Raw genomic sequence first — 16,069 nt, 5'->3', positions numbered from 1 at the left:
GTAATTTATGCAAGTGTTTAACACAGTTAATGAAATGCAAAACTGGTGCACAGACCAGAAAAACCAGGGCAAGACCATCGGTTTGGTGCCGACTATGGGATACCTGCACGAGGGCCATCTGTCCCTCGTGCGGGAAGCCCGGCGCCAGACAGATGTTGTGGTGGTAAGCATATTTGTCAACCCCATACAGTTTGGAGCGAATGAAGACCTGGACAAGTACCCGCGCGACCTCAGCAAAGACCTGGAAATGCTGGAGAAAGAGAAGGCCGATGCTGTTTTTGCCCCTGCGGCGGCAGAAATGTATCCTCCGGGGTACAACAGCTTTGTGGAAATTGAAGGGCAGGTTACAGCCAAGCTTTGCGGGGCGTCGCGTCCCGGCCATTTTAAAGGCGTGGCTACCGTGGTGGCAAAGCTCTTTAATATTTGTCAACCGAACCGGGCGTTTTTCGGGCAAAAGGATGCGCAGCAGGTACTCGTCATTGAAAAAATGGTACGAGAATTGAACTTTCCCTTACAGATTGTGAGCGCCCATAGTAAGAGAAAAAGACGGCCTGGCCATGAGTTCGCGTAATGTGTATCTTAATGCGGAGGAGCGCAGGCAGGCTCTGGTTTTAAGCCAGTCTCTGGCTGTGGCCCGGGAGATGATTGAGGCGGGGGAAAAAAGCCCGCAAAACATCCTAAACCGTATCAGAGATATAATAGAAACCGCACCATTGGCGCGAATCGATTATGTTGAACTTTACCGGGCCGATGACCTGGCGGAAATTGATATGATTGAGGGCAGGATTTTAATTGCCCTGGCGGTAAAATTCGGGAATACACGTTTGATTGATAATCTGTTGGTGGAGGTGTAACAAAGTGTTTCGTCACATGCTCAAGTCCAAGCTTCACCGCGCTGTGGTCACAGATGCCAACCTGAACTACGTGGGCAGTATCACCATTGATCGTAATTTAATGGATGCCGCCGACATCCTGGATAATGAAAAAGTGACTATAGTAAATAATAATAATGGTGAACGCTTTGATACCTACGTTATTGGGGGAGAGCGGGGTTCAGGAGTTATTTGCTTGAACGGAGCAGCGGCCCGGAAGGTGCAAAAGGATGATGTAGTGATTATCCTGACCTATACGGTGCTCAATGACGAGGAAGCCAGATCGCATAAACCCCGGCTGGTTTATGTGAATGAAAAGAACGAGATAGTAAAAGTATGCCAGGGGAGTTACGAATAAGAAGATAATTGACCACAGATGAACACAGATTGAATCCTGATGTACACTGATATATTTGTATGGTTATATTTAATAGCGGTTGATACGTAAAAACTAATATTTATGATTTTAAAATAATCTGTGTGTATCTGTAAAAATATGTGTATATCTGTGTTATATTTCGTACTTTAACCTCAAAGGAGCGGCTTATGTCTGCTGAACTGCTTGCGTATATAAGCAGGCGCAAAAACGAACTGGGCGCTGTGATAATGGCGCATTATTATCAACTGCCGGAAATTCAGGACGCAGCTGATTTTGTGGGAGATTCCCTGGAGTTAGCCCGCCAGGCTGCGGTAACAGACGCCAGGGTCATTGTGTTCTGCGGAGTTCGCTTTATGGCTGAAAGCGCGAAGATTTTAAATCCTGATAAAACGGTTATTTTGCCTGAACCACAGGCCGGTTGTCCTATGGCTGACATGGTTGATGCTGATGGCTTAAAACGCCTGAAAGAACTGCATCCCGGGGCGATGGTAGTCTGTTATGTTAATTCTTCCGCAGAGGTAAAAGCGGAAAGCGATATCTGCTGCACATCATCGAACGCAATTAGTGTGGTGCGGTCCATTCCCGCTGACCGGGAGATTATCTTTGTGCCGGATCGCAATCTCGGCAGTTATATCCAGCGTGAAACGGGCCGGGACATGATTCTATGGGCCGGGTGCTGTCCGGTTCACGACGCGCTCAGCCGCAGGGAAATAGAAGCACAGAAAACTTTGCATCCCGCGCGCCGGTGGTGGTTCATCCCGAATGCCGCCGGAGGTTACAGCGGTGCTGATGCGGTACTTTCAACGGCCGGAATTTTAAAACATGTGGAAAACAGTCCTGAAAATGAGTTCATTATCGGCACCGAAGAGGGACTGCTGCACCGCCTGCGGAAGAACAGTCCGCACAAGAAATTCTATATGGCCCGCAGCGGTTTTAGCTGTGCGGATATGAAGTTAATCAGGCTGGAAAAACTGGCAAACGCTATGGAGACGCTGTCGGAACAGGTAGATGTTGCTCATGATATCCGGCAAAAAGCCATGGTTTCACTGCAGCGCATGCTGCAAATCTAAAGCCGGAAGGTCTATATGAATATTACCAGGTATATAGCCAATGTTGATCGGGATACACCGGTATTAACCACTGATTTTCTCATTATCGGCGGGGGTATAGCCGGTTTATTTACGGCCCTTAAAGCCGCGTCATACGGTAAAGTGGTGGTTCTGGTCAAAAAGTCTATCGAAGAATCGAATACAGGTTTGGCTCAAGGGGGAATAGCCGCTGCGGTGCATGAAGAGGATTCCCCTTTTTTGCATCTGGAGGATACTTTGGAAGCCGGGGCCGGGCTCTGCCAGATAGAAGCCGTGGATATACTGGTCAGAGAAGGACCTGAACGGGTGCGGGAACTGATTTCTGCAGGCGCGCGTTTTGACATGAAAAACGGCAGCCCGTCTCTGACCAGGGAAGGCGCGCACAGCAAAGCCCGTATTCTTCACGCCGCCGACGCTACCGGGGAGGCCATCCGCATCGCCCTGGTGAAAAAGTGCGAGGAAAACCCTGATATAAGCATTATCGAAGAACAGTTCCTGGTTGATATCCTGACCAGTGAAAAAGATGCTGAATGTTACGGTGCACTGGTATATGACCGTGCCCATGACCTGCGGCTTATATATATCGCCCGGGCTACCATTATAGCTACCGGAGGCGCCGGGCAGTTATACAAGAATACCACCAATCCAGAAGTAGCTACTGGCGATGGTATGGCCGCGTCGTTCAGGGCGGCCTGCCGCTTGACCGATATGGAATTCATCCAGTTTCATCCCACCGTTTTATACAGCCAGGAATCGCGGCGTTTTTTGATTTCCGAGGCTGTCAGGGGTGAAGGCGGCCTGCTCTACAATAACCGGGGGGAGAGATTTATGGCCTCCTATCATCCCCTGGAGGAACTGGCCCCGCGTGATGTGGTTTCACGGGCCATATTGAGCGAAATGAGCAAACACGGCGGAGATTTTGTGTACCTGGATATGACTGGTATGCCCGGGGCTGAGACCAGATTCCCCAATATATTTCGCACTTGCCTGGAGAAAGGCATCGATATCAGGCGCGATTATGTGCCTGTTTCGCCGGCGGCTCATTATACAATGGGGGGTATTGCCACCGGCGCCAGCGGAGAGACCGGAATTTATGGTCTTTATGCCTGCGGAGAAGCCGCCTGCACTGGGGTGCATGGCGCGAATCGCCTGGCCAGCAATTCGCTGCTCGAAGGGCTGGTATTCGGACAGCGCATTGTGGAAAATTTTGAAGAAATACTCTACCGCCGCCGCATAAGCGCGGATGATGTGTTCAGCGTTTTTGATCCGGCCCGGGTTTATAGATCCCCGCAGGAAAAGATCGAACCGGGTGAGGCGAGGAAAAGGCTGCAGAACATAATGTGGGAACAGGTGGGCATTATTCGTCATGAAGCCGGGCTAAAGATGGCCAACCAGGAAGTGGAAGGGATATATAATCAGCTGGCCCGGGGCGATGACCCGCTCGCTTACTATGAAGTAGTAAACATGCTGACAACAGCGCATATTATTATTCAGGCGGCTCTGTGGCGCAAGGAAAGCCGGGGCGGGCATTTCCGGTCCGACTACCCCGCCCGCGATGACATCCGCTGGGTCAAACACTTAAGCTTCGTAAACTGCTAGGAGAAAGATTACCACAGATAGACACAGATTTAACACTGATAAACACAGATAATAATACTTAAAATTTTAATTAAGTTGGCTATAGTAAATATAATCAGTTTATTATCCAAGATTTTTAAAGGGTAATAATTTAAGCTTATATAGATTTAAATCCAGCCGATGGAAAAAAACATCTGTGTGAATCTGTGGTAAATTGTTCTCCCGGGAGGTTGGTTTTATGTGGGATGGATTAGAAGAACTTATTAACAGGGCCTTATTGGAAGACATAGGGCATGGTGATGTTACCACACTGAGCCTGGTGGCCCCTGAGAAAAAAGCGGCCGGGGTTTTCCGGGCCAAAGCTTCGGGAATACTGGCGGGGATAGAGATAAGCCGGGCTGTTTTCCGGCAGCTTGACCCGCAAACAGAATTCATTATATATAAACGGGACGGCGAGAAACTGCTGCCGGGCGATATTATTGCCAGGGCGGAAGGCTTAGCCCGGGTTTTATTGACCGGAGAACGGCTGGCCCTAAATTTTGTCCAGCATCTTTCCGGTATCGCCACCCGTACCCGGCGTATGGCGGAATTAATTCAAGACTGCCCGGCGCGGCTGGTGGATACCCGTAAAACCGTTCCCGGGATGCGTGTTCTGCAAAAATACGCCGTAACGGTAGGCGGCGGGCAAAATCACCGTTTCGGGCTTTATGACGGGGTCATGATCAAAGACAACCACATTGAAGTGGCCGGGGGCATTACGAATGCTGTGGCCAGGGCCAGGGCCGGGGTGCCGCATACCCTGAAGATTGAGGTTGAAGTCGAGAGCCTCACCCAGCTTGAAGAAGCCTTGCAGGCTGGCGCGGATATTATTATGCTGGACAATATGGATCTAGCCACTATGAAAAAAGCGGTAGAGATAGCGCAGGGACGGGTTCTGCTCGAAGCGTCCGGAGGAATAAACGAAGATACCATAGCTGATATTGCTCGCACCGGCGTGGATCTCATTTCTTGCGGGCTGCTTACCCACTCCGTGAACAGCCTGGATATAAGTTTTGACATTACGAGCGAATAGCCGCGGGCTAACATTGTCCGGTTAAGGAGGCAAGCGACATGATACTGGTTTTTGATGTGGGCAACACCAATATTGTGGTTGGGGTATTTGATGGCAAAAGCCTGGCAACTCACTGGAGGATTCGCACTGATAATATGCGGACCTGTGACGAATACGGAGCGCTTCTGAAGGTGCTGTTTGACCAGGAAAATATAAATATGAGCGCTATTGATGATTTGGTAATTTCCTCAGTAGTGCCATCCTTAATGATGGAACTCGAATGGATGGGGGAGAAATACTTTCACTGCAAACCGCTCATAGTGGGTCCGGGAATTAAGACCGGCCTGGATATAAAATATGAAAACCCGCGTGAAGTAGGCGCGGACCGGGTGGTAAATGCCGTAGCGGCCTATCACAAATACGGGGGACCATTAATTATCGTGGATTTCGGGACCGCCACCACTTTTTGCATAGTCAGCCAAAAGGGCGAGTACCTCGGAGGAGCTATTGCTCCGGGAATCAGTATTTCCACCGAGGCCCTGGTTTCCCGCGCCGCCAAGCTGCCCAGGGTGGAATTGACTAAGCCCCGCAGCATTATAGGACGAAATACCGTCACCAGCATGCAGGCCGGGATCATTTATGGTTTTGTAGGACAGGTAGAGGGTATAATCAACCGGATGAAGAAGGAAATGGACGCCAAACCGCAAGTAATTGCTACTGGAGGTCTGGCTGCGCTTATAGCCCGGGAAACAGAAGTAATCGATGTGGTGGATGATTTTCTCACCCTGGATGGCCTGCGCATAATTTATGAATTTAACCGGTAAGAGGTGTCAGGGGGACGGTTCTGTTGACACGGCAAAGCCGTGTCAACAGAACCGTCCCCCTGACACCAGACTGACGTAGGAGTAATCAATGCTTTCCATAGGCAGCCTGCAACTTAAAAACCAGGTATTTTCGGCTCCCATGGCGGGGGTTACCGACCGGGCTTTTCGGGACATGGCCCGGGAATATGGCTGCGGACTGGTCTATACCGAGATGATAAGCGATATGGGGCTGTTCTATCGCCAGGAACGCACCTTGCGTATGGCTGATGTGCGGACTGAACCGGCTCCCGTGGCCGTGCAGATTTTTGGCTCAGATCCCGATACGGTAAGCAAAGGCGCGGTTTTACTGCAGGAACTGGGAGCAAGCCTGATTGATATAAATATGGGGTGCCCGACTCCGAAGGTAGTGAAAAATGGAGAGGGAGCCGCCCTAATGCTTGATTTGCCCCGCGCTGCCCGGATTATCCGGGCCACGGTTAAGGCAGTATCTGTTCCCGTTACCATAAAGATGCGCAAAGGCTGGAACCAGGGGGACTCGACCTACCTGGAACTCGCGCGTATAGCTGAGAATGAGGGCGCTCGCGCCGTGGCTCTGCATGGCCGCAGCCGCCAGGAATTCTTCTCAGGTCAGGCTGATTGGCAGGCGATCGCGGATTTAAAAAATGCCATAAAAATACCGGTAATAGGCAATGGCGATATTTGGAGCGCTGACGATGCCCGGCGAATGATAGAAGAAACCAGCTGCGATGCGGTGATGATAGGCAGGGGCGCTTTCGGCAACCCTTTTATTTTCCGGGAAACTGTCGCTTTGCTTCAGGACAGATGCCGGTTAGAGAACCCTAATCTGGAGGAAAGGATAGCCGCAGCTGCCCGCCACTTGGAACTGGCTTGCCGCTATAAAGGCGAAGCCGTAGCAGTGCGCGAGATGCGCAAGCATTTTTCCTGGTACACACGCGGGTTAAGAGGCGCAGCACGTATCAGGCACGACATAAACCAGGCTGTAACTTGCGAAGAAATAATGGCGGCTTTGCGGGAGTGTTACAGATTATCCGAATAAGAAGTAGTATTTATTTATAGCTATGTCTAATTCTCGGCTAACCGATATCACTTCCGGAGCGGTATGGCTTCCTTTAAGCAAAATAACGGTTTCTAGTTTCTTTCGCAGCGACTCAATTTCATCCAATAAATCTTTTGTGTTTTCTGCGCAGGATAAATCATCATCGTAAACTGCCCTCAATAATATGTTCATCAATAACTCCCCAAAACTTACAGGTATTTGTCAACGTGTGGAATTCTTTATTTGATTAAACGCCTCTAAAGTCTCAAATTCCATATAATCATCGAAAGATAGGTTTTCTTCTTTGCATAATCGGTAAATCCCTGCAAATAATTTCGCTCCCCCTTTCTTTTCATTGTTTAATACGCGGAAAAGGTAGGAATAATCAACTCCCAGGCGTTCAGCCAGCTTGGGGATGGTCCAGCTCCGCGATTCTGCCAATTGAATTAAAGCCGCCGCCTTTATGTTCAATATACCCGCCCTCCTGAATGTTGTTTTCTGACAATATTGTTATTAATATACCATGTCTGCGGACAACGGTCAACTTCCAAAACATCTTTCATAATTGTCTGTAAGCAATCATTTCGTTACAATAAACTACAAGGAGGGCTGAACAGTGGGTTTTGAAAAGGAGAATTTTGCGGCTCTGCTGATTCTGGCCAAAGGGAACAGGTCAATAAATAAATATGGCAATGATGCCGGAGTAGATCCGGGTTATATATCCCGTCTAGCCAGATGCCTTATTAACAAACCCCCAAGTGCTGCAGTTATCGTAAAATTGTCAGATGCTGCCCAGAATAATGTGACATTATATCAGATGATGAATGCTGCAGGATATATACGGAATGCTGAGACATTAAACCCTGACAATCAGTCTTTGCCCTGCGTTGATAATGAATGGGATAAGGTGCGGGAAGAAGCTCATAAATATGATATTCCTCCTGATGTAGCTGTCGACTTGATACGTTCTCTGGGTGAATCTTTAAAAAAATTAAAAAAATAGAAACGAAATAAAAGAATCATCAAAAACATTTTAATGCCGATTTGGCCGCTTATCCCCAAAGACTTATCTCCATGAAATATGATAATTCATCAGCCTTTTCCTCAATGCGCTTTTCGTGTTTTCCTGTTTTTTCTTGCTTTGGATGTATAGATGGTGGTAAAATGGACCATAATTTGTGTACAATCTTGTGCGCAACGGGGTTGGGAAGATGAATTTTTATCGTATTCAAGATAAAATCGTTAGCTGGCAGCAGATTGAAAGGACGCTGCAAAAGGTCCTGCAGATGCGTTCACGAGGGTTCTCACAGCAGGAAACCGCGGACCGTTTGCATATCGACCGCACCTTCATTTCCAGGCTGGAGAGCATTGGCGAGCTGCGCAAAGGTCAGTCTTTGGCCTGCGTAGGTTTTCCGGTTTTAAACAAGGCCGAGATAGAGGATATCCTCGAAAAAGGCGGGGTTGACTACATTTTCCTCATGACCGAACAGGAACGGTTGGACTTTGTAAACAGCTTGAGCGGTAAGGAATTGCTCAACCAGTTGATGAACCTGGTGGCGAAAGTAAGAACCTATGATGTAGTTATATTATTAGGTTCAGATGAACGCTTGAAGCTTATGGAGGGGGTTCTGAACAGTCAGGTTATTTCCATTGAACTCGGGGTTTCCCCCATAACTGAGGATAAATGGGTAGACCCGGCTGAGATCAGGAAGATACTGCGTTCTGTAAAATCGGCGCGATAAGCTAATAACCACAGACGAAACTGATTATAGGAATCATCTGTGTTAAATCTGTGTCCTGTGGTTTATAAATCCGAAAGGAGGCTTTAGATTGAAAAGGATAGTCAGTGTAAGCCTGGGTTCGTCCAAGCGGGACCACGCCTTTGAGACTGATTTTATGGGCGAACATTTCCTGATTGAACGTATCGGCACCGATGGGGATTGGAACAAAGCCAAAGAGCTTATCCGCAGCTTGGACGGTAAAGTGGATGCGTTCGGAATGGGCGGAATCGATCTCTATGTTTATATAGCCAACAAACGTTATGTAATAAAGGATGCGGTGCAGTTGCTGGCCGAGGCCAGAAAGACGCCCATGGTGGACGGCAGCGGTTTGAAGAATACCCTGGAACGCAAATGTGTGATGGATGTACAAAATGAGGGCATCATGGACCTGCGGGGCAAAAATGTGCTGATAGTGTGCGCGGTTGATCGCTTTGGGATGGCGGAAGCCTTTGCGGAGATAGGAGCCAACCTGACCCTGGGTGATCTGATATATACGGTAGGCTTGCCGCTCCCTATGCACTCGCTGAATGCCTTGAAAATAATCGGCGGTTCCCTGGCGCCTTTTATCGTTCGTATGCCGTTTGACAAGCTATATCCTACCGGGGATCAGGAGGAAGTAATAATCCCGCGTTACTCAAAATATTATTATAAGGCGGATGTCCTGGCGGGAGATTTCAAATACATCAGGCGTTTCCTGCCGGATAAGCTAAACGGCCAGGCAGTGATAACCAATACCACCACCCGGGAAGATATGAAACTCTTAAAAGAACGCGGCATCAGCAAAGTGATTACCACCACTCCCGATATGGGGGGGCGTTCATTTGGCACCAATGTTATTGAGGCCTTGATGGTAACCCTGATCGGCCGGCCGGTTGATCAGATCAAGCCGCAGGATTATTATCGGATGTTAAAGGAAGTGGATTTTAAACCCGGGGTGGTCGATATGAGGAGCTTTGATGTTTAAACTGGATTTTGCCTTTTTTAACATTATGAATTACGACCGGCGGGGGCTGCTCTTCCAGAAGGTGATTCTGGAACGGCTGGCCCCGGTTTTTTGCTCCCCGGGTGGAAAGATTAATTGATCTGCCCGATTTGGGGCTGCGGGGATGCAGCATAAATTTGCCGTTAGGGCCGGGGAACCTCAGTTTATTGGAGGAGCAAACCCGCGCGGACATGATAGCCAGGTCGAGTTTGCTGCTGGACGACTTCAGCCTGGACCGCATGGCGGTAGACCGGCGCATGAAAAACAACTGGCCTGATCTGCCTGTGGCGAGGAATATATTTTTTGGCGACCACTTTATCAAAGCCCTGGCTTTAGCCTGGTGGACCGCATCGTATCCAGGCGCGAACTGCGCAAGGTGGTTATCGTGGGCGAAATGGACGATATGGGAGCATTTGCCGCCAGAATCTGCGACTATGGCATACCGGTCAGCATTCACAGCCTCCATCCGGCCCGCTACGAAGTCCTGTCCTACCGGTTAATGTATGAAAAGGGCTGTGCGGTAAGTACGAGTTATCTGGAACCGCATAACTGGGGCAGGGGCGATCTGGTGCTAATATTTGATGAAGCCGGAGCAAGATTATCTATACAAGCCCCGGAAGCGTTTTGCCTGTGTCTTAACGACAGCAGCAAGGGCTGGTCTCCGGAAATCGAAAACAATCTGGCCAGAAATGGAATAGATACCGCCCTGCATAATTTGGCGCCCATTGTGGAAACTTGTTTACTGGCCCCTGAAGAGGGCGCTGTTCCTGATAATGAAGCTCTAAAATTCACATGCTTACAGGAAAGGGGTCAAGCCATGGGCCTGTGGGACGTATTCCTGGAAGCGCCGGGAGTCGGGAGCGCGGCTCCATCGCTTTCTTGACAAGGCTATCCAGGCTCTTTATAATACCAGAAAGAATGCAGTAACTACTGCGCTTTTTTATTTATAGCTAATTCTCTAAATCTGTGCAAATCAGTGTTAATCAGCGGCTATTAAATAGTAAGATATTATCGGTGAAAATTGGTGCATATTAAATAAATGAAAGATAGGGGAGCGATTTCATGGCGGAAGAAAAGGAAGTAATATTAACGAAAGAAGGCCTGCAAAAGCTGGAGGCCGAGTTAGAGCACCTCAAGTCCGTACGCCGGGAAGAAGTAGCCGAACGCATTAAGCAAGCCATAGCTTTCGGAGATATATCGGAAAACTCAGAATATGAAGACGCCAAGAATGAACAAGCCTTTATCGAAGGGCGCATTATGGTCCTCGAAAAAACCCTGAAAAAAGCTCGCCTTATGGAAGATGATGATATTCGCACCGATGTGGTTTCACTAGGTTCGCGGGTAACCTTAAAAGAAATGAAATCAGGCCGGGAAGTGACCCTGCTGCTGGTTTCTTCCGCCGAATCCAAATTAAAAGACGGGAAAATATCCGATGAATCCCCGGTAGGACGTGCAATTCTAGGCAAAAAGGTTAAATCCACGGTCGAAGTCGAAGCCCCGGTCGGCAAAATCAAATACAAAATCCTCAAAGTGGAAAAATAAAAGCAAGAAATTGACCCTGCGCGTCTCCGAATATGTAATTGCTTTGAAAACGGGGAAAGATTGCTTCGCTGCCCTCGCAATGACGCAATAATGAATTACCATCTGGAAAAACTGTGCTGTCATCGTTTTGAAAACTCGCGTATTTGTCATTGTTAAGAAAACTATGTATTGGTTTTGCGAGGAGCGAAGCGATGCGGCAATCTTTTCCGGTCATTGCGCTCTGGGTCTATTTATTAAATTTCAGGAGTTGTTTACATGCAAGAACAGGAACAGAATCTGGGCGAACTTAAAAAGGTTCGTATGGACAAGCTTGCCGAACTGCGTGAAATGGGGATAGAACCCTTTGGCCAGCGCTACCGTCGTGACGCCATGGCCAAAGATATCATAGATAAATTTGAACAATTGGAAGGCAAGGATGTCAGTATCGCGGGGCGCATCATGTCGAAGCGCCGCCATGGCAAGGCCGGTTTTGCGAACATTCAGGACCTTTCCGGGCAGATACAGCTCTACCTGCGCCAGGACGACCTGGGGGAGGAAAAATATGAGCTGTTTAAAAAGCTGGATATGGGAGACATACTGGGCATAACCGGCCAGGTTTTCCGCACCCAGAAAGGGGAAATCAGCATACACGTAAAAGATATAACCTATCTTTCCAAATCGCTTAATCCCCTGCCCGAAAAGTGGCACGGGTTAAAAGACGTGGAAATGCGATACCGCCAGCGTTACGTTGACCTCATCGTCAACCCGCAGGTAAAGGATGTCTTCGTCAAGCGCAGCCGCATAGTCAAAGAAATAAGGAACTACCTGGATGAACGCGGTTTTTTGGAAGTTGAGACCCCCATGATGCAGCCCATCCCCGGGGGAGCCGCCGCGCGCCCCTTTATAACCCATCACAACGCTCTGGATATGGATCTCTACCTGCGCATCGCCCCGGAGCTTTACCTGAAACGCCTTATAGTGGGCGGCCTGGAGCAGGTCTATGAGATAAACCGCAATTTCCGCAATGAGGGGATTTCCACCCGGCACAACCCGGAATTTACCATGCTGGAACTATACCAGGCCTATGCTGACTTTACGGATATGATGTCCTTGACCGAAGCCTTGATCAGCCATGTGGCGCAAAAGGTAAACGGCAGCCTGCAGGTGCAATTTGAAGACCAGGTAATCGATTTCAGCCCGCCCTGGCAGCGCGTTTCCATGCTGGATGCTATCGAAAAGCATACCGGACTAGATTTTACGAAGATAAACACCGATGAAGAAGCACGGGAAGCCGCCCGCGGCCTGAAGATGGAAGTGGGGAAAAACGACAGCCGGGGTGAACTTATCAACGCGGTATTTGAGGAATTTGTAGAGGAAAAATTGGTGCAGCCCACTTTCGTATACGGCCATCCCGTGGAGATTTCCCCGCTGGCCAAAAGGAACGCTGAGAATCCGGCTTTTACCGACCGCTTTGAGCTTTTTATCATGCAGCGGGAAATCGCCAACGCCTTCTCGGAATTAAACGATCCCATCGATCAAAAAGGGCGTTTCATGAAGCAGGCTGAAAAGCGGGCCGGAGGAGACGCTGAAGCACATATGATGGATGAGGATTACATAAACGCCCTGGAATACGGGATGCCTCCGGCGGGAGGATTGGGCATCGGCATCGACCGCCTGGTAATGCTGATTACCGGTTCACCTTCCATAAGAGACGTAATTTTATTTCCCACGCTAAGACCCAGGGAATAAGAGGAAAGGGGTGTATCATAGGCCTAGCTTTGGCTCCAAGACACACCCCTTATTTACTCTCCGGCCGTAAATCACCAGAGCAAAGAAAATCCCCGGGAGAACCTATCTTAAATTCTAGATTTTCAGTTTTCATGTCTAGGAAGTGTTTATCCAAACTTATTAACCAGTCTATTTTGGTGCTAATAGCAGCGGCTAGTATTTTAGCATCGTGCAGGTTAATCAGTTTAGCTGCTGTTTTGAAATGCGACTCACTGGGTTCAACCATTACAAACGGCAAGCTGCGGAACAGTTGGTAATAATGGGGCAGTGTCTGCGGCAGTTTTTTCTCTACATTACGTATAACTTCTTTTACGACCTCTTCAGACACTATCGGGACCACCACACGCAGTTCGGCCAGATTAAGTATTTCTCGTGATCCCCCTTTAGATGAAGCCAAACCGGCAATTATGACACTACTGTCAAGAAATATCCGAATCGGTTTCATATCCATGGCTCCCCTCACGAAGATCTGTTAACAGTTCTTCCAGGTCTATACCAGCTTCTTTCATCTTATATTCAACTTGACGTGCCAATTCATTAACGGTGGTATTCTCTGGGAAAATAAGCAATGCTTTCCCAACCTCAAAGACCCGCAGGACAGAGTCCTCCTCAATGCCTAAACGCTGCCGAAATTCAGCGGGGATGGTAAATTGACCTCGGTCTCTCATCCTCACTTTTTTGCTAATCACTGTTTTAGACATAATCAACCTTCTTCCAGAAAATAATAATTCTGATTTCAGATTATATAAATATCTCACATTCGTCAAGGAAATGTGAGATCATAATTACTTCCCTATAAACCTTAAACGGGGCAGCAACAAGCCCCCCGCCATAATAACAAACTCGATTATCGTGCGGCGCGGGCTGTAATCATTTAAGGCCAAATCGAGACCGAAATAGAAAAAAACCGCCGCGCCCAGCCACACCAGAGGATGCCCCTGCAGCCTTCCCAAGCCTTTCTTATCCATGCTTTTTCACCCTCATTATCTCCTGATTAATAACCCGTGGCCAAAGCCGCATACGCCTATGAGCGGTAAAACGGGTTTAACTTCAGCGCTTTGTCTTACCCCACAGTTGTTTATATTCTAATCCTGCACAATAAACCGTTTCCAAATAACCTCTATTATGTAAATACCCAAAATACTCGAAATGCCGGTTATCAATCCGAGCATGAGCCCGCCCAGGGTGCGGCTGGCGGAAATAGAAACGGCGGTGAAAACGTGGCAGAAGCTGTTCACCATCGAAATGCTGCCCATCACTACCCCCAGCCCCAGCAGGAGCGGGATGAAGTTCTTACGGCAGCGGTGGTAAAGGTAAACCATCGCGAATAAGGCCGGATAGCCGATGATGATCTCCTTAAACCGCGGCCGGGCCAGGAACCAGGTTTCCAGGGTCTCGCGCAGTTTTATCTCCAGACCCGAGACCTGCACCACAGCGTTGCCGCTGCGTCCCAGGTAATAATAGCCCGCCATGGCCAGGATTCCAAGGATTAAGAGTACCAGGTAAGTAGGCTGCATCTGCAGGACCTGGGCGGCCCTTTCCCTAAAGCCGGATTCTCCTGCAAAACAGGCGAAGTAATTCACCACAAACAGCACCAGGGGCAGGATGAAGGCCAGTTTAACCCCGCGGAAAATAAAGACATTCATTATATACCGGATATCAGCCAGGCTGCTTATAACCGTGTAGGCCCCCAGCATATTTACCGGCAAAATAATGGCCAGGCTGACCAGGATCTTAAGAGCCACCCCATGCTGCGGAAAATTTCTTAAATACAGCAAGAGCAAGAGGCTGGAAAACGATGGGTATAAAATCGCCGCCGCCAGGGCGTACATCTGGGTCAGGTCACGATGCAGAACCAGAGTCAGAGCCAGGCAGCTCACTACGCCCAGAACTGATAGGAACAGTATCGTACGCGGTTGGGGCTGGAACAGATAGTGCAGATACAGCAGAGCGGCCAGCACCAGGCTTAAAGCCAGCATCAAGCCATTAAAAGCGCCCGGGATCTGGCTGGACAGCCGCGGCAGCGCCTGGTCGGTATGGAATCCCTTGGCCTGAATCGCTGTCTGAAACCTTTCCAGGGTCGTCACGGTATTCTGTATATTATCGGAGTAACTGAGTTTGGCATCTTTAAAAGGCGATACATAGAGGATGCGGATGCCCCGGTCTATAACGGCTCTGACCCAGCGGTAATAGCGTTCATCCACCGTCTGCACGAATTCGTCGTTGGTGGAGGAGTAAACCCGGTTAATCGGGTAGGAGGTGTCAAGCATCAACTGCTCCAAACCCGGCTGGTTAATATACTGCAGCTGGGCGGACGTCTCAATGATTCCTACGATCAAATGGTAACGCTGAACAATATCCTCCATACGCTGCAAATGGTCGGGATATCCAGGCACCTCGCTGCCGAATACGACATATTTCACATCATAGTCACGCACGGCCTGTTCGAACTCATCCAGGTAGTCAAACCGTGTGGCGGTGCTGTTATTATCGGGACGCAGAATTATGTCAAAGCCCTGGTTATACAGGCGGGACAACAGTGTATTATCAAAACCCAGGCGCAGGTCGGGTTCCATGAAGGTGCCGGTATTTTTGTTATTTGATTCTTTAGGTTTATCGAGCTGCAGCAGTTCCGCATTGATTATATAATACCGCCGTCCTTCGCTGGCAAAACTGATGACCTGTGCGGGGTTAAACCGTGATGCCAGCCGTCTGCTAAGGAACTCCTGAGTATCTTTTCGATCGGCAGTTACCACCAGCCGGTCCGGACTGATTTGTGATGTGCCGGCGGCTTTTAGACAGACCTTATAGATCTCAGGTTTGTACAAACGGTTAAAAGCCAGAAATTCTCCATAAGGAGTAAGATAGATGTCCCCGGTATAGGCCAGGTCGCGCAGGCTGACCTCTTTCACCCCTACGGTCTTAACCCCGGCTGATTTAAGCCGGGTCAAAACCTGGTCAATATCCGCGTTGCCCGCGTTGCACATTTTCAAAAATTCCCGGTAGTCAACAGCGGTAACAATATTTTTATTTTTTTCTTCATTGCTGATGCGCAGGTAAGCCCCGCTGCCCGCCAGGGCCAGAGTCACCACCAGCAGAACCCACAAAACCAGCCGTCCCCTTTTTCCCATAAACCCAACTCCTTATA

At 48.9% G+C, this 16,069-nt stretch carries 20 protein-coding genes and 1 pseudogene; 15 read left to right on the top strand and 6 right to left on the bottom strand.

The window, feature by feature from the left end:
• Positions 1-7: 7 nt before the first annotated feature.
• The 7 genes and pseudogenes from panC (at position 8) to dusB (ending at position 6,849) form a co-directional block, all read left to right on the top strand.
• Positions 8-854, top strand: a pseudogene (gene panC / locus JCM14374_RS06520) (pantoate--beta-alanine ligase).
• A gap of 4 nt (positions 855-858) precedes the next feature.
• Positions 859-1,230 carry an aspartate 1-decarboxylase gene (panD, locus tag JCM14374_RS06515; protein ID WP_054695060.1) on the top strand — a complete coding sequence of 124 codons (372 nt, stop codon included), beginning with the start codon at positions 859-861 and terminating at the stop codon, positions 1,228-1,230.
• A gap of 188 nt (positions 1,231-1,418) precedes the next feature.
• Positions 1,419-2,321 (top strand): quinolinate synthase NadA, encoded by a 903-nt coding sequence (nadA, locus tag JCM14374_RS06510; protein WP_083453914.1) that lies wholly within the window; start codon positions 1,419-1,421, stop codon positions 2,319-2,321.
• A gap of 15 nt (positions 2,322-2,336) precedes the next feature.
• The gene (gene nadB, locus JCM14374_RS06505) at positions 2,337-3,938 is read left to right on the top strand and encodes an L-aspartate oxidase (protein WP_054695057.1); all 1,602 of its coding nucleotides are present in this window, start codon (positions 2,337-2,339) and stop codon (positions 3,936-3,938) included.
• A gap of 217 nt (positions 3,939-4,155) precedes the next feature.
• Entirely contained in the window at positions 4,156-4,989 is an 834-nt protein-coding gene (nadC, locus tag JCM14374_RS06500; protein WP_054695053.1) for a carboxylating nicotinate-nucleotide diphosphorylase, read from the top strand.
• 38 nt (positions 4,990-5,027) lie between these two features.
• Positions 5,028-5,792, top strand: a complete 765-nt coding sequence (locus JCM14374_RS06495) for a type III pantothenate kinase (RefSeq protein WP_054695050.1) — start codon at positions 5,028-5,030, stop codon at positions 5,790-5,792.
• Between the two features lie 88 nt (positions 5,793-5,880).
• Positions 5,881-6,849, top strand: coding sequence for a tRNA dihydrouridine synthase DusB (gene dusB / locus JCM14374_RS06490; RefSeq protein ID WP_054695047.1), 969 nt, complete (start codon positions 5,881-5,883; stop codon positions 6,847-6,849).
• Here the strand turns inward: dusB and JCM14374_RS06485 are convergent.
• Complete coding sequence (locus JCM14374_RS06485; RefSeq protein WP_054695044.1) at positions 6,838-7,041, bottom strand: aspartyl-phosphate phosphatase Spo0E family protein; 204 nt, start codon at positions 7,039-7,041, stop codon at positions 6,838-6,840. The two genes, dusB and JCM14374_RS06485, sit on opposite strands and share 12 nt — an antisense overlap.
• A gap of 30 nt (positions 7,042-7,071) precedes the next feature.
• Positions 7,072-7,320, bottom strand: a complete 249-nt coding sequence (locus tag JCM14374_RS06480; protein WP_054695042.1) for a hypothetical protein — start codon at positions 7,318-7,320, stop codon at positions 7,072-7,074.
• Between the two features lie 145 nt (positions 7,321-7,465).
• Between JCM14374_RS06480 and JCM14374_RS06475 the strand changes: the two genes are divergently transcribed.
• From JCM14374_RS06475 to lysS, 8 genes are all read left to right on the top strand, one after another.
• Positions 7,466-7,852 (top strand): hypothetical protein, encoded by a 387-nt coding sequence (locus tag JCM14374_RS06475; protein ID WP_054695040.1) that lies wholly within the window; start codon positions 7,466-7,468, stop codon positions 7,850-7,852.
• A gap of 187 nt (positions 7,853-8,039) precedes the next feature.
• Positions 8,040-8,591 carry a transcriptional regulator gene (locus JCM14374_RS06470; protein ID WP_242848864.1) on the top strand — a complete coding sequence of 184 codons (552 nt, stop codon included), beginning with the start codon at positions 8,040-8,042 and terminating at the stop codon, positions 8,589-8,591.
• An 88-nt stretch (positions 8,592-8,679) separates the two neighbouring features.
• Positions 8,680-9,594: a DUF8754 domain-containing protein gene (locus JCM14374_RS06465; protein ID WP_054695034.1), complete on the top strand. Its 915-nt coding sequence runs from the start codon at positions 8,680-8,682 to the stop codon at positions 9,592-9,594.
• The gene (locus JCM14374_RS15210; RefSeq protein WP_278279244.1) at positions 9,587-9,712 is read left to right on the top strand and encodes a hypothetical protein; all 126 of its coding nucleotides are present in this window, start codon (positions 9,587-9,589) and stop codon (positions 9,710-9,712) included. The genes JCM14374_RS06465 and JCM14374_RS15210 overlap by 8 nt, the downstream gene beginning before the upstream one ends.
• Positions 9,713-9,736: 24 nt before the next feature.
• Positions 9,737-9,889 carry a hypothetical protein gene (locus JCM14374_RS13470; RefSeq protein ID WP_157049003.1) on the top strand — a complete coding sequence of 51 codons (153 nt, stop codon included), beginning with the start codon at positions 9,737-9,739 and terminating at the stop codon, positions 9,887-9,889.
• Positions 9,890-9,952: 63 nt separating this feature from the next.
• Entirely contained in the window at positions 9,953-10,495 is a 543-nt protein-coding gene (locus tag JCM14374_RS06460; RefSeq protein WP_054695032.1) for a hypothetical protein, read from the top strand.
• A gap of 179 nt (positions 10,496-10,674) precedes the next feature.
• A complete protein-coding gene (gene greA / locus JCM14374_RS06455) occupies positions 10,675-11,154 on the top strand; it encodes a transcription elongation factor GreA (protein WP_054695028.1) in 480 nt (159 codons plus the stop codon).
• A 255-nt stretch (positions 11,155-11,409) separates the two neighbouring features.
• Positions 11,410-12,882, top strand: coding sequence for a lysine--tRNA ligase (gene lysS, locus JCM14374_RS06450; RefSeq protein WP_054695025.1), 1,473 nt, complete (start codon positions 11,410-11,412; stop codon positions 12,880-12,882).
• A gap of 49 nt (positions 12,883-12,931) precedes the next feature.
• Here the strand turns inward: lysS and JCM14374_RS06445 are convergent, their stop codons facing one another.
• The 4 genes from JCM14374_RS06445 to JCM14374_RS06430 all read right to left on the bottom strand — a co-directional run bounded on the left by JCM14374_RS06445 (position 12,932) and on the right by JCM14374_RS06430 (position 16,052).
• Complete coding sequence (locus JCM14374_RS06445) at positions 12,932-13,366, bottom strand: putative toxin-antitoxin system toxin component, PIN family (protein WP_083453913.1); 435 nt, start codon at positions 13,364-13,366, stop codon at positions 12,932-12,934.
• Positions 13,341-13,622, bottom strand: a complete 282-nt coding sequence (locus JCM14374_RS06440) for an AbrB/MazE/SpoVT family DNA-binding domain-containing protein (RefSeq protein ID WP_054695020.1) — start codon at positions 13,620-13,622, stop codon at positions 13,341-13,343. Before JCM14374_RS06440 ends, JCM14374_RS06445 begins: the two co-directional genes overlap by 26 nt.
• A gap of 84 nt (positions 13,623-13,706) precedes the next feature.
• Complete coding sequence (locus tag JCM14374_RS06435) at positions 13,707-13,889, bottom strand: hypothetical protein (RefSeq protein WP_054695017.1); 183 nt, start codon at positions 13,887-13,889, stop codon at positions 13,707-13,709.
• 117 nt (positions 13,890-14,006) lie between these two features.
• On the bottom strand, positions 14,007-16,052 hold the full coding sequence (locus JCM14374_RS06430) for a DUF5693 family protein (RefSeq protein WP_054695014.1): 2,046 nt from the start codon (positions 16,050-16,052) through the stop codon (positions 14,007-14,009).
• Positions 16,053-16,069 lie beyond the last annotated feature (17 nt).

Origin of the sequence: Syntrophomonas palmitatica JCM 14374 (assembly GCF_001311885.1) — a bacterium.
GTDB classification, from domain to species: domain Bacteria; phylum Bacillota; class Syntrophomonadia; order Syntrophomonadales; family Syntrophomonadaceae; genus Syntrophomonas_A; species Syntrophomonas_A palmitatica.
Note: the sequence above shows the minus strand (reverse complement) of the source record. Positions and strands in the feature narration are given on the sequence as shown.

What these genes read in the sequence shown, in the direction of transcription:
- JCM14374_RS06440 (WP_054695020.1), bottom strand. Translation starts at nt 13,622, where the DNA reads ATGTCTAAAACAGTGATTAGCAAAAAAGTGAGGATGAGAGACCGAGGT.
- greA (WP_054695028.1), top strand. Translation starts at nt 10,675, where the DNA reads ATGGCGGAAGAAAAGGAAGTAATATTAACGAAAGAAGGCCTGCAAAAG.
- JCM14374_RS06430 (WP_054695014.1), bottom strand. Translation starts at nt 16,052, where the DNA reads ATGGGAAAAAGGGGACGGCTGGTTTTGTGGGTTCTGCTGGTGGTGACT.
- JCM14374_RS06445 (WP_083453913.1), bottom strand. Translation starts at nt 13,366, where the DNA reads ATGAAACCGATTCGGATATTTCTTGACAGTAGTGTCATAATTGCCGGT.
- lysS (WP_054695025.1), top strand. Translation starts at nt 11,410, where the DNA reads ATGCAAGAACAGGAACAGAATCTGGGCGAACTTAAAAAGGTTCGTATG.
- nadB (WP_054695057.1), top strand. Translation starts at nt 2,337, where the DNA reads ATGAATATTACCAGGTATATAGCCAATGTTGATCGGGATACACCGGTA.
- JCM14374_RS06495 (WP_054695050.1), top strand. Translation starts at nt 5,028, where the DNA reads ATGATACTGGTTTTTGATGTGGGCAACACCAATATTGTGGTTGGGGTA.
- JCM14374_RS06435 (WP_054695017.1), bottom strand. Translation starts at nt 13,889, where the DNA reads ATGGATAAGAAAGGCTTGGGAAGGCTGCAGGGGCATCCTCTGGTGTGG.
- JCM14374_RS15210 (WP_278279244.1), top strand. Translation starts at nt 9,587, where the DNA reads ATGTTTAAACTGGATTTTGCCTTTTTTAACATTATGAATTACGACCGG.
- JCM14374_RS06485 (WP_054695044.1), bottom strand. Translation starts at nt 7,041, where the DNA reads ATGAACATATTATTGAGGGCAGTTTACGATGATGATTTATCCTGCGCA.
- JCM14374_RS13470 (WP_157049003.1), top strand. Translation starts at nt 9,737, where the DNA reads ATGCAGCATAAATTTGCCGTTAGGGCCGGGGAACCTCAGTTTATTGGA.
- nadC (WP_054695053.1), top strand. Translation starts at nt 4,156, where the DNA reads ATGTGGGATGGATTAGAAGAACTTATTAACAGGGCCTTATTGGAAGAC.
- nadA (WP_083453914.1), top strand. Translation starts at nt 1,419, where the DNA reads ATGTCTGCTGAACTGCTTGCGTATATAAGCAGGCGCAAAAACGAACTG.
- dusB (WP_054695047.1), top strand. Translation starts at nt 5,881, where the DNA reads ATGCTTTCCATAGGCAGCCTGCAACTTAAAAACCAGGTATTTTCGGCT.